General features: G+C 73.7%; 15 protein-coding genes. 14 read left to right on the forward strand and 1 reads right to left on the reverse strand.

What is annotated here, in order from left to right; translation table 11 throughout:
- Positions 1 to 95: 95 nt before the first annotated feature.
- The 8 genes from ACZ6WH_RS16465 (at position 96) to ACZ6WH_RS16500 (ending at position 8,026) form a co-directional block, all read left to right on the forward strand.
- Positions 96 to 443 (forward strand): hypothetical protein, encoded by a 348-nt coding sequence (locus ACZ6WH_RS16465; protein ID WP_469729098.1) that lies wholly within the window; start codon positions 96 to 98, stop codon positions 441 to 443.
- A gap of 89 nt (positions 444 to 532) precedes the next feature.
- Positions 533 to 970 carry a phage tail protein gene (locus tag ACZ6WH_RS16470; RefSeq protein ID WP_030613525.1) on the forward strand — a complete coding sequence of 146 codons (438 nt, stop codon included), beginning with the start codon at positions 533 to 535 and terminating at the stop codon, positions 968 to 970.
- On the forward strand, positions 971 to 1,696 hold the full coding sequence (locus ACZ6WH_RS16475; RefSeq protein ID WP_432862440.1) for a CIS tube protein: 726 nt from the start codon (positions 971 to 973) through the stop codon (positions 1,694 to 1,696).
- Positions 1,696 to 3,591 carry a VgrG-related protein gene (locus ACZ6WH_RS16480; protein ID WP_469729100.1) on the forward strand — a complete coding sequence of 632 codons (1,896 nt, stop codon included), beginning with the start codon at positions 1,696 to 1,698 and terminating at the stop codon, positions 3,589 to 3,591. Before ACZ6WH_RS16475 ends, ACZ6WH_RS16480 begins: the two co-directional genes overlap by 1 nt.
- 55 nt (positions 3,592 to 3,646) lie before the next feature.
- Positions 3,647 to 4,129, forward strand: coding sequence for a GPW/gp25 family protein (locus tag ACZ6WH_RS16485; RefSeq protein WP_399707458.1), 483 nt, complete (start codon positions 3,647 to 3,649; stop codon positions 4,127 to 4,129).
- Entirely contained in the window at positions 4,129 to 6,087 is a 1,959-nt protein-coding gene (locus ACZ6WH_RS16490) for a putative baseplate assembly protein (protein ID WP_432862447.1), read from the forward strand. The genes ACZ6WH_RS16485 and ACZ6WH_RS16490 overlap by 1 nt, the downstream gene beginning before the upstream one ends.
- Positions 6,084 to 6,653: a phage tail protein gene (locus tag ACZ6WH_RS16495; protein ID WP_432862450.1), complete on the forward strand. Its 570-nt coding sequence runs from the start codon at positions 6,084 to 6,086 to the stop codon at positions 6,651 to 6,653. Before ACZ6WH_RS16490 ends, ACZ6WH_RS16495 begins: the two co-directional genes overlap by 4 nt.
- Positions 6,650 to 8,026, forward strand: coding sequence for a zinc ribbon domain-containing protein (locus ACZ6WH_RS16500; RefSeq protein ID WP_469729103.1), 1,377 nt, complete (start codon positions 6,650 to 6,652; stop codon positions 8,024 to 8,026). The genes ACZ6WH_RS16495 and ACZ6WH_RS16500 overlap by 4 nt, the downstream gene beginning before the upstream one ends.
- A gap of 79 nt (positions 8,027 to 8,105) precedes the next feature.
- Here ACZ6WH_RS16500 and ACZ6WH_RS16505 read toward each other — a convergent pair whose 3' ends face one another.
- Entirely contained in the window at positions 8,106 to 10,952 is a 2,847-nt protein-coding gene (locus ACZ6WH_RS16505; protein WP_469729105.1) for an AAA family ATPase, read from the reverse strand.
- Positions 10,953 to 11,156: 204 nt separating this feature from the next.
- On the opposite strand from ACZ6WH_RS16505, the gene ACZ6WH_RS16510 reads away from it, so the two are divergent.
- The 6 genes from ACZ6WH_RS16510 (at position 11,157) to ACZ6WH_RS16535 (ending at position 18,039) form a co-directional block, all read left to right on the forward strand.
- On the forward strand, positions 11,157 to 11,801 hold the full coding sequence (locus ACZ6WH_RS16510; protein WP_361561814.1) for a helix-turn-helix transcriptional regulator: 645 nt from the start codon (positions 11,157 to 11,159) through the stop codon (positions 11,799 to 11,801).
- A gap of 136 nt (positions 11,802 to 11,937) precedes the next feature.
- On the forward strand, positions 11,938 to 12,582 hold the full coding sequence (locus ACZ6WH_RS16515; RefSeq protein ID WP_469729622.1) for a Pvc16 family protein: 645 nt from the start codon (positions 11,938 to 11,940) through the stop codon (positions 12,580 to 12,582).
- On the forward strand, positions 12,579 to 14,660 hold the full coding sequence (locus tag ACZ6WH_RS16520; RefSeq protein WP_469729107.1) for an ATP-binding protein: 2,082 nt from the start codon (positions 12,579 to 12,581) through the stop codon (positions 14,658 to 14,660). Before ACZ6WH_RS16515 ends, ACZ6WH_RS16520 begins: the two co-directional genes overlap by 4 nt.
- Before the next feature lie 304 nt (positions 14,661 to 14,964).
- Positions 14,965 to 16,359: a family 2B encapsulin nanocompartment shell protein gene (locus ACZ6WH_RS16525; RefSeq protein ID WP_469729109.1), complete on the forward strand. Its 1,395-nt coding sequence runs from the start codon at positions 14,965 to 14,967 to the stop codon at positions 16,357 to 16,359.
- The gene (locus tag ACZ6WH_RS16530) at positions 16,346 to 17,623 is read left to right on the forward strand and encodes a SufS family cysteine desulfurase (protein ID WP_469729111.1); all 1,278 of its coding nucleotides are present in this window, start codon (positions 16,346 to 16,348) and stop codon (positions 17,621 to 17,623) included. Before ACZ6WH_RS16525 ends, ACZ6WH_RS16530 begins: the two co-directional genes overlap by 14 nt.
- A 140-nt stretch (positions 17,624 to 17,763) precedes the next feature.
- Positions 17,764 to 18,039 (forward strand): hypothetical protein, encoded by a 276-nt coding sequence (locus ACZ6WH_RS16535; protein ID WP_469729112.1) that lies wholly within the window; start codon positions 17,764 to 17,766, stop codon positions 18,037 to 18,039.
- The last annotated feature ends 33 nt before the right edge of the window (positions 18,040 to 18,072 follow it).

Below are 18,072 nucleotides of genomic sequence, written 5' to 3' on the forward strand. Positions count from 1 at the left end.
TACTCCCGGTACAGAAAGCGTCAGTGAGCACCCCCACCTCGACTCCGACCGCGGCCCCCGCGGCCCCGCCCCGGCAGCCGGCGAAGCCTTCGCCGATGCCCACGGCGGCCCCCGCGCCCGCGGCACCGGCCGCATCCGAAGCCGCGTCCTCGTCCTCGTCCGCGTCCGGCCCCACCGCCGTGCAGCGGGCCGGGAAGGGCGCGCGGCAGTCGCGGAGCACGTCGCGGCCGGTCGGCGGGGCGTCGCACCGCGCGGCCAACACGTCGCGGCAGAACGGTGGCGCGGGAACGCCGGACGCCGGTGGGTTCGACGCACGGGCGCTGACGGACGGGCAGGTCGATGAGCTGACGCACCGTCTCATCGGGCCGCTGACCCGGCTCCTCCGTACCGAGCTGCGGCTCGACCGCGAGCGGATCGGGAGGCTGCGCGATCCCCGTCGTTGACCGGGTTTCCCCCGCCCCCGCCCACCGCCGCCGCCCCGACAGCCACCGACCCGCACAACCCATGAGCCGCACCAGGAAGGCCCAGCTCGATGCCGCAGGACCAGGACCCCGGTTCCACGATCTTCTTCAATCTGACCATCGACGGTGAGAGCCTGGGCGACTTCAACGGGTGCGAGGGCCTGTCCTCCGAGGTGGAGATCGAGCAGCGGCAGGAGGGCGGCAACAACGGCTTCGTCTGGCAACTGCCGTCCCGCGTGAGCTTCTCGCACATCACGCTCACCCGGCCGCTCACGCCGGACACCGCGAAGGTGGCCGCCTGGGTCTCCTCCGTCACCAGCGGTGTGGTGCGGCCGACCGCGCAGATCGCCGCGTTGCGCGCGGACGGCTCGGTCGTCGCCCGCTGGGGGCTCCTCGACGTACTGCCGGTCAGCTGGCGCGGGCCGTCCCTGGACCCGGCCAGCCCGGCCGTGGCGACCGAGACGCTGGAGATCGCACACCACGGCTTCACGGATGCGGGGGCGGCGTAGATGGCGGGCAAGGGAAAGGGCGGCGCGGGCAAGAGCCTGGTACGGGCGACGCTCGCCATCCATCAGCCGCCGCTCGGCTACAGCACCAAGCCGGGCGGTCTGATCAGCACGTTCCACTTCGACTTCAACCCGGCGCAGCTCGCGCTGAGCCGGCGCGCCGAGTGGAAGACCACGCCGACCGCCGCCGTGCGGGACGGCGCGCTCCCGGAGTTCATGGGGGCCGCGCCGCGCGAGATGACGGTCGAGGTGTTCCTGGACAAGTCCGGTGAGCCGGACAGCAACGAGGTCCGCAAGAACGTCGAGGCGCTGTTCTCGTGCTGTGAGGTGACCTCGGCCAGCATCGCGGCGAAGCAGCCGTCGACGCCGTGGGTGGTGTTCGAGTGGGGGTCGTTCTCGACGGCCCGGTTCACCGCGTACGTCAGTGCCGTGGAGGCGCAATACACCCTGTTCGGCACCACCGGTGTGCCGATCCGCGCCACCTGCCAGGTGCAGCTGCACGAGATCCCGAGCCAGACCGCGGGCCAGAACCCCACCTCCGGCGCGCTCACCGCGCGCCGGGTGCACCGCGTGGTGGCCGGCGACTCGCTGCAGTTCCTCGCCTTCCGTGAGTACGGCGACGCCACCGCCTGGCGCACCATCGCCGAGGCCAACGACATCGACAATCCCGCACAGCTGCGGCCGGGGACCGAACTGATGCTTCCCGCCGCTGAAGAGGTCGGCTCCTGATGACCCAGATCGGTTACTCCAACGTCTTCCACGTCAAGGTCGGCGGCGCGCCGCTGAAGCCGCAGCACGCCCGGCTCCTCGTCGCGGGCTGGGTCGACTTCGGGGCCGGGGTGCCCGGTGCCTTCGAGCTCACCTTCCGGGACCCGAAGCGGAAGCTGCTCGGCGAGGCGGGCATCAAGATCGGGGCCAAGGCCGAGCTGGCGCCGGTGGCCGACGGCCAGGGCGCGCAGTCCGTGCTGCTCACCGGCGAGGTCACGGGGCTGGAGACGGACTACGACGGGACCGGCACCTTCACGGTCGTACGCGGTTACGATCTGGGCCACCGGATGCTGCGGCAGCGCCGGGTGATGGGTTACCGGTCCATGACCGCCTCCGACATCGTCCGCAAGCTGGCCGGCCAGGACCGGGTGCCGGTCGGCCGGATCGACGGCACCACCGCCAAGTACGAGTTCCTCACCCAGGCCAACGTCACCGACTGGGACTTCGCGTGCCGGCTGGCCGACGAGAGCGAGCGGGTGCTGTCGCTGAGCTCCAAGGGCAAGCTGCAGTTCGTCAAGGCCGATCCGGCGTCCGGCGCGCCCCCGGTGAGCACGCCGAGCGAGAAGAGCCCGTTCGTCCTGGAGGCGGGCGTGGACATCCTGCGCTGCCGGGCAGCGGTGACCTCCGCCGACCAGGTGAGCCGGGTGGAGGCGCGGGGCTGGGACGTGACGACCAAGCGGGACCTGGTCGGCCGGGCGCCCGCCAGCACCACCCCCGGCGTGTCGATCGGGACCACCCCGGGCCGGGCCTCCTCGGCGTTCGGCGCCGCCACCCTGGTGGAGACCGACACCCCGCTCGACACCCAGGCCCAGGTCCGGTACGCGGCGCAGGCCGTGGCCGACGACGTGACCGGGGCCTTCGCGGAGCTGGAGGTGACGGTGCGCGGCAACCCGAAGCTGCGGCCCGGCGTGCCCGTCGCGCTCGCCGACGTGGGGGAACCCTTCGAGGGCAAGTACACGGTGACCGCGGCCCGCCACTCCTTCGGGGACGGCCGGCACTACGAGACCGTGCTGACCGTCAGCGGCCGTCAGTGGCGGTCCCTGTACGGCCTGGCCTCGGGCGGCACGAGCACGCAGCCGAAGCTGCCGAGCGTCGCCAACGCGCTGGTCACCGACATCAAGGACCCGCTGAAGCAGGGGCGGGTCAAGCTGCAGTTCCCCTGGCTGGACGACAAGTACACCAGCGACTGGACGCGGACCGTGCAGTTCGGCGGCACCAAGGGCGGCGGGGTGATCGGCCCGGACGTCGGTGACGAGGTGCTGGTCGCGTTCGACCGGGGAGCCCTGGACCATCCGTACGTCATCGGGGGGCTCTACAACGGCAAGGACAAGCCGGACCCCGTCGACGTACCGCTGTACGACGCGACGCGCGGCACCGTCAGCCGGCGCACGCTGGCCGACCGCAGCGGCAACCGCGTCGACCTGCTCGACCAGCGCACCGGCGGCAAGCGCGGCGTGCGGCTGAGCACCGGGGACAACAAGCTGACGGTCAACCTGGACCGTACGGGCACCGAGATCGCCATCGACAGCTCCGGCAGCGTCACCATCAAGGGCAGCCGGTCGGTGTCGGTGGAGGCGGGCACGGACCTGGACCTGAGCGCCCGCCGCAATCTGACCATCAAGAGCGGCGGCATGCTCAACATCCAGGGCCGGGGGCTGGTCAACCTCAAGTCCCTCGCCGGCGCGGTCAACGTGGACGCGATGGGCGCGCTGAGCCTGAAGGCGCTGGGCGCGGCGACGGTCAGCGCCGGCGGCACCATCCAGGTCAACTCCGTCGCCAACGTCGGCATCCGCGCCGCCACGCTCATGCTCCAGGGCGTCGTGCTGGTCAACAACAAGCCGTACCCGATCCCGTGACGGCCGAGCGCAGCACCGGGAAGGTCATGGAACAGAGAAGGCAGGTGGCCCACTGATGTCCGGACAGTTCGTAGGTTCCGGCTGGTCGTTCCCCCTGCGCATCAGCCCCACGGGCGGCATCGCCCTGGTCAGCGGGGAGCGCGAGGTCGAGGAGGCCATGCGGCTCGTACTGGCCACCGCGCCGGGGGAGCGCCCGATGCGCCCCGAATTCGGCTGCGCCATCCACGACATGGTCTTCGCACCGGTCAACGAGGCGACCGCGGGCCGCATCCAGCACGAGGTGTACGCCAGCCTCGACCGCTGGGAGCCGCGCATCGAGGTGGACGACGTCACCGTGACCGCCGGCGACGACCAGGGGGTGCTCTTCATCGACGTGCGCTACTCGATCCGCGGCACCAACAACCCGCGCAGCCTGGTCTTCCCGTTCTACGTCATCCCCTCGCACGACGAGCCGGCCGCTTCCGGCTCCACCGACCCGGCCGGCGCGACCGGTATCTCCCTCCGCAAGTCCGACGAGCACATTGGAAGCGACCGCTGATGGCCCTGCCCTCCCCGAACCTCGACGACCGGCGCTTCCAGCAGTTCGTCGACGACGCCAAGCGCTACATCCAGCAGCGCGCCCCGGAGTGGACCGACCACAACGTCTCCGACCCCGGAGTGACGCTCGTGGAGACGGTCGCGCACATGGCCGACCAGATCGTCTACCGGCTCAACCGGGTGCCCGAGAAGAACCACTTGGCCTTCCTGGACCTGCTCGGCATCACCCTCTTCCCGCCCGCCGCGGCACGGGCGGACGTGACGTTCTGGCTCTCCGCGCCCCAGGAGCAGCCCGTACGGCTCGCCCTCGGGACCGAGGTCGCCACCGCGCGCACCGAGAGCGAGGAGGCGTCCGTCTTCGCCACCGAGCATGAACTGGTCATCGTGCCGAGCGAGTTGTCGCACCTCGTGGTCCACCCGCAGGACGGTGAGGTCACCGAGCGGACCACCGACCTCGTCGAGGGCAAGGACGTGAACTGCTTCGCCGAGGCCCCGCGCCCCGGCGACCGGATGCTGTTCGGGCTGAGCGCCGCCGTACCGCACTGCGCCGTCGTGCTGACCCTGGAGAGCCGCGTCGACGGTGTCGGTGTGGACCCCCGGCAGCCCCCGCTGGTCTGGGAGGCGTGGACCGCGGACGGCTGGGCGCCCTGCGAGGTCGAGCGGGACACCACCGGCGGCCTGAACCGACCCGGTGAAGTGGTCCTGCACGTACCCGGCGGGCACGTGCTGTCCCGGGCCGGCCGGCGGGAGGCCGGCTGGCTGCGCTGCCGGGTCACCGACCCCGTCGCGGGCCAGCCCTTCTACACCGTCTCGCCCACCGTCCGGGTGGCCGAGGCGTTCACCATCGGCGGCACCACGTCCGCCGTGCACGCCGACACCGTCCGCGACGAACTCCTCGGCGAGGCCGCCGGGCTGCCCGCCCAGCGGATGCGGCTCGCCCACGCGCCCGTCGTCGGTGACGTGCCGCCGCTGCACCTCCAGGTCGCCGAGCGCGACGGCTGGACCGACTGGCAGGTCGTCGGCCACTTCGCCGCTTCCGGCCCCGAGGACCGGCACGTCACCCTCGACGCCGCCACCGGTGAGATCGCCTTCGGCCCCGCCGTACGCGAACCGGACGGCACGCTGCGCCAGTACGGTGCCGTACCGCCCAAGGGCGCCGTCGTCCGCGCCCGCCAGTACCGCACCGGCGGCGGCAAGTCGGGCAACGTCGCCCGCGGCGCCATCCAGGTGCTGCGCGACTCCGTCCCGTACGTCGCCGAGGTCACCAACCGCGAGGCCGCGAGCGGCGGCGTGGACGGCGAGACCGTGGAGGAGGCGAAGGTCCGCGCGCCCATCGCGCTGAGCGCCCAGGACCGCGCCGTCACCCTGCGCGACTACGAGGAGCTCGCCCGCCGCGCGGCTCCCGAGACCGCCCGCATCACCTGCCTGGCCGCCGAACCGGACGAGCACGGCGCGCACGCCGTACGCGTCCTGGTCATCCCGCAGGCGGTGCCGGACCCGGGCGGCCGGCTCCGCTTCGAGCAGCTCGTCCCCAACGACGCGCTGCTCGGCCGGATCACCCGGTACCTCGACGACCGGCGGCTGATCGGCACCCGGCTCGCCGTGGGCCCGCCGTACTACCAGGGCGTCACCGTCGTCGCGACGCTGCACGCCTTCCGCGGCACCGACACCGACCGGGTCCGCCGCGATGCCCACGACGCGCTCTACCGCCACCTGGACCCGCTGACCGGCGGCGCGCACGGCACCGGCTGGCCCTTCGGGCGGCCGGTGCAGGCCGGCGAGGTCTTCGCGGTCCTGCAGCGGGTGCCCGGTGTGGAACTCGTCGACCAGGTGCTGCTGCACCCCGCCGACCCGCTCACCGGCAAGCGCGGCGACCCCACCGACCGGATCACCCTGGAGCCCTCCGCGCTGGTCTTCTCCTTCGACCACCGCGTCCGGGTGATCGGGGACGCCTCATGAGGGGCTCCGTCGACGGGCTCGGCTCGTCAGCGCCGCTGAGCGACATGCTGCCCGCCGTCTTCGCCGAGGACGACCTGGCCCAGCGCTTCGTCGCCGGCCTCGACGAGGTACTCGCGCCCATCCACAACGTCCTGGACTGCCTGGACTCCTACTTCACCCCCTCGCTCGCGCCGGTCGACTTCGCCCGCTGGCTCGGCGAGTGGGTCGGTGCCGCGCCCGACGGCGGACCGGACCTGCCCGAGGACCCGGCGCAGCTGCGCGCCGCCGTCGCCGCCGCCGTACGCCTGCACCGCATCCGCGGCACCCGGCGCGGTCTGGAGGAGGCGGTCCGGCTCACGTTCGGCGTGACACCGCAGATCGCCGAGAGCGGCGGTGCCACCTGGGACGCCCGGCCCCTCGGCCCGTTCCCCGGCGGGCGCCGCCCGAGCCTGCACGTCAAGCTCCAGCTCCCCGACCCGGGACCGCACGACGAACACCGGCTGGAGCGGCTCGTCGCCGCTGCCCGCCCCGCGCACATGCCCTACACGGTCCAGGTGACCGCAGCCGAAAGGACATCCGACAGGTGACCGAGCACAACTCTGCCTCCTCCGCCGCCGGCGGGCCGGCGGACTGCCCCGAGTGCGGCACCCGTACGGCACCGGGCCAGTCGTTCTGCGACGGCTGCGGCACGGTACTGGGCTGGAAGCCGCCGAAGCTGGACGAGGGCCGTCCCGGCGCCCCGGGCACGCCCGCCGGGAGCGGCGGCCCCGCCGCCCCGTCCCCCGACACCGTCGGGCCCGAGGAGACGACGCTCCGTCAGGACGCCGTCGGCGGCGCCGGCACCGCCGCGCCCCAGGGCGCCGCCGACCCCCGGAGTGCCGGCCCGGCACCGTACGCCGCCGATCCCCGGAGCGCCGCCGCTGCACCGTACGCCGCCGCGTCCCCGGAGCCCGCGCGGCCCGACACCACCGCCACGCCCGAAGGCCCGGCGGCGGCTGCCTCTCCGTACCCCGGAGCTGCCGCCCCCGCCGACCGCGCGCAGCCCCCGCACGACCAGGCGGCCGCCGACGAGCGGGCCAGGGCGCTGCTCATCCCGGTGGCCGACCCCGAGGAGCGGGTGGCGGCGACGCCGGTCGCGGCGCCGGTGCTGCCCGGCCGCCCCGAAGCGGCCCGCCCGGTCGCGCAGGGGCCCGCCATGGACCCCGGTGAGGACGGCGGCCCGCCCTGCCCGTGGTGCTCCACCGGCAACCGCCCCGACCGCCACTTCTGCCGGCGCTGCGCCATGTCGCTCGCCGCGCGCCCGGACGCACCGGTCCGGCTCCCGTGGTGGCGCCGGATACTGGACCGCCGCAACCGGCCGGCGCCGTGGGCCGGTTCCCGGCCGCGCCTCCGCCGGGACCTGGGGGCCATCCTCACCTGGGCCCTGCGTCTGATCGTGGTCGGCCTGGTGGTCTACGGCCTGTTCAACATCGGCACCGCGGTGGACGCCGTACGCGACCACTTCGCCAAGCGGGCGCAGGTCTCCCCGGAGGACTGGGCGGCGTCCAGGTCCTTCCCCGATCACGGCCCGGAGCTGGTCGGCGACAAGTTCAACAACACCTGGTGGGGGCCGGGCGTCTCGCAGTCGGGGGAGGGGGAGTGGGTCGAGGCGCGGTTCCACGATCCGGTCCGGCTGCTCGACCTGATGATCACTCCCGGCATCTCGACCCGTCCCGCGGACCTCACCAAGGCGGCCCTCCCGCACCGGCTCGAAGCCCGCGTGACCACGGCGGAAGGGAAGCACTTCACCCGGACCCTCAACCTCGACCAGGCCAGCGGCGCGCAGCGCATCCCCTTCCGCGTCGGCGAGATCAGCTCCGTACGGTTCACCGTGGCCTCCTCCTACGGAACCGGGTCCAAGAAGCAGGTCTCGCTTGCCGAGATCGAGTTCTTCGCACGCTCCCAGTCGTCGACGTCGTGAGGTACGGCGACTGACCGGGCGGCGGCGCTCCCCGGCCGGACGGCCCGCCCCGGCCGGGGAGGCGTGGACCGCGGGGGCCTCACCCCGCGTGCCGGCCGCCGTTCTCCCCGGCGTCGTCGTCGGCCAGCGCGTCCCGGAGCGCGGTGCGGCGCCGTATGCCCAGTTTGCGATAGGTGCTCGTCAGGTGGGTTTCGACGGTGCGGCGGGCGAGGTGCAGCAGGCCGGCGATCTCGTCGTTCGTGCGGCCGTCGGCGGCGAGCGCGGCGATCCGGCGCTCGCTGTCGGTGAGGGCGCCCGCGCCGGTGTGCCGGGCGGGCCCGCGCCGGGCGCCGCTGTCGCGCAGCGCCCGCTCGGCCCGGGCGAGGAGCGGCGCGGCGCCCATGTGGTCGGCGGTGGCCGCGGCCTCCCGCAGCAGGGGGCGGGCCCGGCGCGGATGCCCGGCGGCGGCGAGCTGACGGCCGTGCGTGATCAGCGCCGGAACCAGTTCGAGGTGCAGGCCCTGCGGCGGCCCGGCGTCCGCCGCACCGCCCTCGGCGTCCGGCACCGGCGTCGGAGCGCCGTCCCGCAGGACGGTGACGGCCTGTTCGGTGAGCTCCAGGCCGTGCCGTCCGCCCGTGGCGGCGCCCAGGACACGCAGTGCCCGGCCCACCACGCGCGGGGTGTCCCAGACGGCCGCCAGCCGGTACTCCTCCTCGGCGAGCGGCAGCGCCGCCTGCGGCCGGCCGAGCGCCAGGTGACATTCGGCGGCGGCCGAACGCCAGGGAGAGACGGCCGGGCTGAGGATGTCCCGGGCCGACTGGCGCCGGCCGCAGTCGAGGAAGTCGTCCAGGGCGCCCACCTGGTCCCCCTCTGCCGCGCGCAGCACGCCACGCGCGTAGAGGAAGCGGTTGAGCTGCCAGCCGTCGGTCGATTCGTCGACATGTACATCCGCCGCGATCCGGCGGGCGTCCGCCAGCCGGCCGGACCGGACCAGCGAGATGACGGAGTGCGCCCGGATGTTGGTGGGCACCGCGCGCCCCGGGGCCACACCCGACGGCCGCCCCTCGGGGTAGTCCTCCGCCGAGAATGCGCCGCGCGCCGCCTCGGTGTCCGCACGCGTGTTGACGAGGGCGTGGTGGGCCGGGTGCAGGGGCGAGAGGCGCTGGGTCAGCCCGTCCTGCACGTAGCGGTCCGCTTCCTCCAGCGCATCCGCCCACTGGGCCACGGTGGAGGCCGCGCTCATGCGGTACGGCAGCAGCAGCCGGTCCTCGGGTGCCGCGACGAACTGCCGTATCCGCCGCATCGCATCCTCGGCCGACAGCATGCCGGCGGCGGCCTCGTACCGCACCAGCAGGGTGTGCACGGCCGGACTGAGCGCGGTGGGCCGCCGCTTCGCGGTCTCCCGCAGCCGCTGGTGCACCTCGCGCCGGATGTCCCGGTCGTGGTCGGAGAGCAGCGCGGCCGCCGTCTGCACCGTACGGGCCAGCACCGGATCGTCCTGGTCGTCGATGCCCCGCAGGACATCGAAGGCGGCGCGTGCCTCGCCCCGGTGGACGAGCGCGGTGCCCAGCGTGACCGCCGTCAGCACCCGTTCCCTGGGCGCCTGCTGAAGACGCAGTGCCTCGGTGAGCCGGGGCACCCCCGCCGACCGCACGGTGGAGAACTCCAGCGCGCCGAGACGCGTGAGCACTTCGGCGCGGCGCTCGCGCGACATCGGGGTGTCCAGCGCGCCCCGCAGGTACGCGGCGGCGTCGGCGTCCCGGCCGGCGCGCGAGGCCTCCGTCGCCGCGTCCAGCAGCATCTCGGTCACCCAGCCCACGCCTTCCGGGTGCGCCCGCAGCAGGTGCCAGGCCACCGCCTCGGCGCGGTCGCCCCGGCGGTACCGGTACGCGGCGGCCCGCCGGTGCACGTCGAGCCGGTCCTCCTCCGGCCAGCCGTCCAACACCGCGCCGCGCAGCAGGGGGTGGGCGAAGAGGGGGCCGCCGTGCCCGGGGTCGCGGCGCAGCAGGCCCAGCCGGGTCATGGCGGTGAGCCAGCCCGCCACCCGGGCCGCGCCCGCCCCGCTCACCTCGGCCAGCAGCCCGTCGGTGACCTGGGCGATGCCGCCGCCGGTCTCCTCCAGTTCGGCCAGGGCGCGGGCCACGGCGGCGGTCTCCGGCCCGGCGCTGTCCAGCCACCACAGCACGGCGGCCGCGTAGGCCCCCGGGTAGAGGTCGGCGCAGCTGGCGGGCAGCGCCACCCCGTCCCGGCCGCCGTCGGGCACCACCGCACGCAGGTCGTCCAGCAAAGCCCGCAGCAGCAACGGGAGGCCGGCCCCCGCACGGACGCAGCCGTCCACCCAGGCGTCCGCCGCGTCCGCGCCGAAGGCCGCGCGTACCAGTTCCGCCGAGGCCTTCGGGGACAGCGGGGCAGGCGCGTGCGCCCGCAGCTGCGAGGGCGACAGGGCATGCGCCAGGCCGTGGCCGGGCGGCGCGATGTCGTACTGGACACGCTCGCTCGCCACCAGCAGCACGGGCAGTCCGTCGAGCCGCCGGGCGGCCTCGGCCAGCCAGCGCCGTGAAGCGGAGTCGGCGAGGTGCACGTTGTCCACGGTGAGCAGCAGCGGCGAGGCGGACGCGTACGAGCGCAGCAGCCGCCACAGCCGGGCGGGCAGCCCGTCGTGGCGCGAGGGCCGCTGCGCGTCCTCGTCCAGCCCCGCGCACGGCGGCGGCTCCAGCAGGTGCAGTACGGGCCCGAACGCGGTGTCGGCGCTCTCGGCGGAACAATCGGTCCGCAGGACCCGCATCCCGTGGTCCTCTCCGTGCCGGGCCGCGGCGTCCAGAAGGGCACTTCGGCCGGCCCCTGTGGGCCCCCGGAACAGCAGCAGCCGCCCCGTACCGGCGCGGGCGCGGGCGGCCTCGGCGGACACCAGGCCGAGCGCGGTCTCGCGTTCGATGAGCGCGGTCACCGGCACCGACCGCCGCTGATCTCGTGGTTCGTCTCGTGGTCGGCCACGATTGCGGCTCGCGCGGCGTCGGCCGCAGGCTTGATCACGTGCGTGCCGCTCGCGGAACGGGGCCTGTCCGAAAGGGCACCCGACCGCCGGGCGCACGGACGCAGAGAAGCTCGTACCCACTGCAGAGTACGTACCGCAGGGCAAGTATGTAAGGGAATGTCTGTGCACGTTCGGACCAGGGTCCCGGTCGTCGTCCACGCTTCGGATCCGCTCTCCCACGCGGGGGCCGTCAGCCAGCTGCGCGCGCAGCCGGAGGTCGAACTCGTCGACGACACGACGACACCCCTTCCGGAGGGCTCGGTAGCGGTACTGCTCACCGAGAAACTGGACGAAACTGCGCTGGCGCGGCTGCGCAGGCTCGTACGGACAGACGGTTCCCGGGCCGTTTTGGTTACCGAGCTGATCAGGGAAGCCGAGTTGCTGCAGGTGATTGAGTGCGGCGTCGGCACCATCGTCTGGCGGCGCGAGGCCACCGGGAACCGGCTCCTGAAGGCGATCCTCGCCGCGGCCCGCGGGGACGGTGATCTGCCGTCTGACCTGCTCGGACGGCTGATAAGCCAGATAGGCAGCATGCAGCGGAACGCGGCCGGACCGGCCGACTTTCCCGCTTCCGGGCTCACCGCACGCGAGGTCGACGTGCTGCGCCTGGTCGCCGAGGGCCTGGGCACCGGTGAGATCGCTGGCAAGCTCTCGTACTCCGAACGCACCGTCAAAAACGTGATGCACGGCCTGACAACCCGGTTGCACCTTCGCAATCGGGCCCATGCCGTGGCGTTTGCTCTCCGAGAAGGCTACATCTGACGGATCGGACGTCCGTCAAGGGCCCCCGGGGCATCGTTGGGTGCCCCGTGCGCGGCCCCGGAACGGCTGCCGGTACCGGCCCCGCGCGGTGACGATGGGGTGAGCACGAGACACGCGGCAAGTGAAGGGCACGACCGTGATCCACGAGGTGGACGAGGTACTCAAGGGGCTGCTGACCGGCGGTGCGCTGGCAGGCTCCGGCGTCGAGATCGCCTTCGAAGCGCCCACCCGGGACTGGGCGGCCCGGCGCAACGGCCCGGTGATCGACGCCTACCTCTACGACATCCGCGAGGACGTCCAGCGGCGTCAGCGCGGCACCGTACCCGTCCGTGACGACCAGGGAGCGGTGCGGTCCCGGCGGCAGCCGCCGCGCTGGTTCCGGCTCGCCTACCTCGTCACCGCCTGGACCAAGCGCCCACAGGACGAGCACCGCCTGCTCTCCGCGGTGCTCGCCACCCTGATGCCGCACGAGACCCTGTCCCCGGACCGGCTGACCGGCCCGCTCGCGGAACTGGGTCTGACCGTCCCGCTGACCGTCGGCACCCCGCAGAGCGATGCCCGTTCCATGTCCGACGTCTGGACCGCGCTCGGCGGTGAGCTGAAGCCGTCGCTGGACGTCGTCCTCACCGTGCCGTTCCCCGCGTACCCGGAATACGACGCGGGACCGCCGGTCACCGAAGGCGCTGCGGTGCGCGTCCGCAACATCGACGGCTCGCTCGACGACAACGCCGAACGCCGGCACCGGCCCGGCCACCTGGCCGCAGGAGGGGCCGCGCAGTGAGCACGCCCGCCCCCGCGTCCGACCCCCTGTCCGCCGACGCCCGCTCCGCCGATCCGCTGCTCGCCCGCCTCGCCCGGCTGCGCGAACGCGTGGCGCTGCTCGTCGACCGGCGCCGCGCCACCGACCCGACCGCCGACGACCCGCTGCGCGGGCTGTACCTCTCCGAGGACGCGGTGCTCCACCTGCTGCGCACCGGTGAGGGCCCGGCAGCGGACCGGGCCGCCGGGCCGGACGCGCCCGCTCCGGCGGCCGCACCGGAACCGCCGGCGGCCGCGGCGGACGACCGGCTGCACCTGCTCGCCGGCCGCCTGGGCCTGACCGAGCTGGACACCCGCATCCTGCTCGTCGCCCTCGCCCCCGACCTCGACCGCGGTTTCGAGCCGCTCTACGGCTACCTCAACGACGACGTGTCCCGCCGCCGGGCGACCACGGGGCTGGCGCTGGACCTGTGCGGGGTGCCCCCGCACGCCGCGGCGGCGCGCGCCCGGCTTCACCCCACCGCGCCGCTGCGGGCCCTGGGCCTGCTCAGCGTCGAGGAGCCGGAGCGCCCCTTCCTCAGCCGCGGCCTGCGCGTCCCCGACCGGGTCCTGGCCCACCTCCTGGGCGACGACACACCGGACGCGGAACTCGCCGGCAGCGTCCGGGCACCGGCCGCGGCGCCCGACCCCGGCCCGCTCGCCCGCGCGCTGGCCGAGCGGCTGGCGCGCGGGCCGCTCACCGTCTACCTGCGCGAACACCGCGCCGGCGACGGCCCGGCCTGCGCCACCGCCGCACTGCACACCGCCGGGCTCGGCGCCCTCCACGTCACACCGGAGGACGAGACGCCGTACACGGAACTGCTGCGGGAGGCGCGGCTGACCGGCCGCGCGATCGTCGTGCCCGCCCTGCCCGAACAGCCGCGTACCCTGCTGCGCGCGCTCGCGGCGGACGACGTCACCGTGCTCCTGGCCGACACCCGCCCGTACGACCCCCGGTGGTCCGACGACGGCCGCGACCCGCTCGTCCTGGACGTGCCCCGGCAGCGCGCGGGCGACGTGGCGGCCTGGACCGCGGCCCTCGAAGCCGCCGGCGGGCCGGTGGCCCCCTCCGAAGGCGCCGAAAACCCCGCCGTGGAGCCGGAGTTCGACCTCGCGCCGGTCGTCGCCGCCTACCGGCTCGGGGAAGCAGGTGTCCGCAGGGCCGCCCGGGCCGCGGTGGCGCTGGCGGAGTTCGACGGCTCCCCGCTGACCGCCGCGCACCTGCGGCTCGCGGCGCGCCGGCAGTCCGCCTCCGGCCTGGAGCGGCACGCCCGCCGGATCCGCCCCGAGGTCGGCTGGGACGACCTGGTGCTGCCGGACACCCAGTTGACCGCGCTGCGCGAGCTGACCCGGCGGGCCCGTCACCGCGACCGGGTCCTCGGCGACTGGCGGCTGAACGCCGGCGGCGGGCGGGGACGCGGTGTACTGGGGCTGTTCGCGGGCGACTCCGGTACCGGCAAGACGCTCTCCGCCGAGGTGGTCGCAGCCGACCTGGGGCTGGACCTCTACGTCGTCCAGCTCTCCTCCGTCGTCGACAAGTACGTGGGGGAGACCGAGAAGAACCTGGAACGGATCTTCGCCGAGGCCGACCGCACCGACGCCGTGCTGCTCTTCGACGAGGCCGACGCCGTGTTCGGCAAGCGGTCGGAGGTCAAGGAGGCCGGCGACCGGTACGCGAACATGGAGAGCGCCTACCTCCTCCAGCGGCTGGAGTCCTTCGACGGCATCGCGCTGCTCACCACCAACCTGCGCGCCAACATCGACGAGGCGTTCACCCGCCGGCTGGACCTGATCGTCGACTTCCCGTTCCCCGCCCCCGACCAGCGCCTCGCCCTGTGGCGGCACAGCCTCTCGCACGTCCCCTGCGCCGAGGACATCGATCCGGGCCCGTGCGCCCGGGAGTTCGAGCTGGCCGGTGGTGCCATCCGCAGCGCCGTGGTCACCGCGGCCTACGCGGCGGCCGACCGGAGCGGCCCGGTGCGCAACGCCGACCTGCTGGACGGCGCGCGCCGCGAGTACCGCAAGGCGGGCCGGCTGGTGCTGGACGACGCCGACTGGTGACGGGGGTACGGACGGCATCAAGCCGTTCCCGCACGGCTGTCGGCGTGGGCGCGCGGTGCGCCGACGAGGTGCGGTTCGTGCCGGTACGGGGCTGGTGCGCTGGTCACGGCACACTCTCCGAATAATAGTTGCATTCGGGACCAATCGGCACAAAGGGCTGGCCGATCATTTCCGGACCGCGTGGGTGCGGTGCCTTCTTGTGGGCGGCGAGTGTCCAACGTGACGATCGCCCCGTCCCGGTCGGAGCGCATCGGAGACCGGGACTTCGCACGGGGCGACCCCCCACCGACTTCCAGGAGTCCCCATGAACGACCACCGCCTCAGCCTCAGCCCGGACGCCGCACGGCAACTCGCCACGACCACCAAGACCCGGCCGCAGATGCGCGGCAGGACCCCGCGCTACCTGCTCCGCGCGCTGCCCTGGGTGGACGTCGACTCCGGTGTCTTCCGCGTCAACCGGCGCCGCACCTTCCTGCTCGGCGACGACCGGATCACCGTCGACACGGACAACGACGGCAACCGCCGGGTGATCAGCGAGGACCTGCGGGAAATACCCTTCCTGCGCGAGGCCGACCCGGCCCTGCTCGACGAGCTGGCCCGCGGATTCACCGAAGTCACCTTCGACGCGGGGCAGTTACTGCGGAACGAGGGCGACAGCTGCGACCGCCTCTGGGTGCTGGTCATGGGCCGCGCCGAGAAGCGGGTGACCACCCGCTACGGCGATGAGACCGTCCTGGAGGTGATCGGCGACGGCCAGTTCTTCGACCTCGATGCGTGGACCCGCGAAGAGCCCATGCCGTACCAGGTCAAGGCCCTCACCCCCGGCGTCGCGCTGTGCGTCGAACGCTCCGTGCTGGCCCGCCTGGCGGACCGCGACGAGGGGCTGTGCGCCGCGCTCGACACGTACCGCGACGGCGGCGAGCGGCTCGCGGGCCGGGAAGCCCCCATCGAGCTGGCCGGCGGCCACGTGGGCGAGCCCGAACTGCCGGGCACCTACGTCGAGTACGAGGACACGCCGCGCGAGTACCACATGACCGTCGCCCAGACCGTGCTGCGCGTCCACACCCGCGTCTCCGACCTCTACAACGACCCCAACGACCAGGTGCGGGCCCAGGCCGACCTGACCATCCAGGCGCTGCGCGAGCGCCAGGAAGCCATGCTGCTGAACCACCCCGAATTCGGCCTGTTCCACCAGGTCAGCCCCGGCCAGCGCGTTCAGACCCGCACTGGCGCGCCGACCCCCGACGACCTGGACGAACTGCTCACCAAGGTCTGGAAGCAGCCGGGTTACTTCATCGCCCACCCCCGGGCCATCGCGGCGTTCGGCCGGGAGTGTACGCGCCGGGGCGTGCCCCCGGTGATGGACACGCGCTTCGGCAGCCCGCTGCTGACCTGGCGGGGCGTGCCGCTGCTGCCCTCCGACAAGGTCGGCTTCAGCAACGGGTCCGGCGCCGCCGCCGGCACCACCGAGATCCTGCTCATCAGGACCGGCGAGGCCGAGCAGGGGGTGGTGGGGCTGCGCCCCTCGGAGGTGCCCGACGAGGTCGAACCCGGCCTGGCCATGCGGAACATGGGCACCGACAAGAGGGCGATCACCTCCTACCTGATGACCGCGTACTTCAACACCGCGGTCCTCGTCGAGGACGCCATCGCCGTGCTCCAGAACGTCGAGGTGTCCAAGTACCATGACTACTCCTGAGGCGACCGCTCCCGAGGCCCCCGGCGCGCCGAAGGCGCCCACCGGGCCCGGCTTCGACCCCGAGTCCGTGCGGCGCGACTTCCCGGTACTGCACCGTACGGTCAACGGCCACCCGCTGGTCTGGCTCGACAACGGCGCCACCACCCAGAAACCGCGCCAGGTCATCGAGACGCTCGCCGGCTTCTACGCCACCGCCAACTCCAACATCCACCGCGGCGCCCACACCATGGCCCGCGAGGCGACCGAGGCGTACGAGGGGAGCCGCGCGGCCGTCGCGTCGTTCCTCGGCGCGGCGTCCCCGGACGACATCGTCTTCACCCGCGGCACGACCGAGGCGGTGAACCTGGTCGCCCAGACCTGGGGGCGGGCGAACCTCGGCGCCGGCGACGAGATCCTCGTCCCGGTCCTGGAGCACCACTCCAACATCGTGCCGTGGCAGCTGATCGCCAAGGAGCGGCGGGCCCGGGTGGTGCCCGTACCGCTGCTGCCGGACGGGCAGATCGACCAGGACGCCTTCGCCGATCTGCTCTCCTACCGCACCCAACTGGTCGCGCTCAGCCACGCGTCCAACGTGCTCGGCACCGTCCCGCCCGTGCGGGAGATGACCGCACTGGCACACCGGTACGGTGCCAAGGTGCTGGTGGACGGCGCCCAGTCGGTCGCCCACTTCCCGGTGGACGTCCAGGCGCTGGACGCCGACTTCTACGTCTTCTCGGGCCACAAGCTGTTCGGCCCCACCGGCATCGGCGCGCTGTACGGCAAGCCGGAGGTGCTGGCGGCGATGCGGCCGTGGCAGGGCGGCGGCAACATGATCGAGTCGGTCGGGTTCGGCCGGACGACCTTCGCCGCCGTGCCGCACCTCCTGGAGGCCGGCACCGGCAACATCGCCGGCGCCCTCGGCCTCCACGCCGCCATCGACTGGCTCACGACCCAGGACCGCACCGCCGTCACGGCGTACGAGCAGGCCCTGACGGAGTACGCCGTACAGGCCCTGGCCACCGTCCCCGGGCTGGAACTGCTGGGTTCGGCGCCGGAGCGGATCTCCGTCCTCACCTTCACCGTCGCCGGGTACGACCCGGCGACGGTCGCCGAGTGGCTGGACCGGGACGGCATCGCCGTCCGCGCCGGCCACCACTGCGCCCAGCCCGCGCTGCGCCACTACGGCCTGGACAGCGCGGCACGCGCCTCACTCGCCCTCTACAACACACCCCGGGAGGTGGACACCCTGGTCGCTTCGCTGCACAGCATGCAGCAGGGCGATTAGCACAAAGGAGTGCCTCCGGGAACTGGTCCGTTCCATTCAGGTGATGCCACGTGTGCTGCCGCGTACGCACGGTTACTCATCGATCGCGAGGCGGCGCAAGGGGCCGTCTTTCCGTGCTTAACCCAATGGAGGCATCGAACATGAACCGCACTGTGAAGCGCATGGCCGCCGTCGTCGGCCCGGTCGCCGCACTCGTGCTGATGGCCGGTGGCACCGCCGCCGCCGACAGCGACGAGTTCCTGAACAGCAAGATTGCGTCCACCGACTCGGGTTACTCGAACGCGACGGCGGGCCACCACGGCTCCCAGAGCACCGGTGCCGGGACGCACACCTCGCTCGTCCAGACCGGCGACTGGGACCACGACGGTGGCCACCACATGGGCCACGACATGGGCGACGACAAGGACGACGACTGACAGGCGCTTCCAGTCGGTGACCCGCGCCGGCCC

Source organism: Streptomyces sp. NPDC050806 (assembly GCF_055586425.1).